Annotated in this window: 1 protein-coding gene; it reads right to left on the bottom strand. The window is 41.9% G+C overall.

Going from position 1 to position 327, the window contains the following annotated elements; genetic code table 11:
- Positions 1–327 (bottom strand): GBS Bsp-like repeat-containing protein (locus tag HMPREF2867_RS11770; protein ID WP_176744101.1); only part of this gene is annotated, 327 nt, incomplete at both ends.

A 327-nucleotide genomic window follows, 5' to 3' on the forward strand; every position in this document is an offset into this window, starting at 1 on the left:
GCACAGAATAGGTACCAGCATCACTCTTATGGCTAGCTGTGTCTACATGAACCTTATAGCTACCGTCTGATTGTTTATCAGCATGATACCAAGTGAGGTCATCTTGACCATCTTTATCTGACCAGATTGGAACACGGACTTCTTTAACTTCTTTGCCACCACCTGAAACATTAGTTACGACAACATCAAAGCCATTAGACGTTTGGTTGGTGATCGTCAATTCCCCTGCTACTTGAGATTCAGGGACTGTGGCTGTAGTTTCGGTAATATAAGTTCGTTTACCATCTAACATATAGTAAAGATGCACAGAATAGGTACCAGCATCAC

It is taken from the genome of Streptococcus sp. HMSC064H09, assembly GCF_001812625.1.
Classification (GTDB): domain Bacteria; phylum Bacillota; class Bacilli; order Lactobacillales; family Streptococcaceae; genus Streptococcus.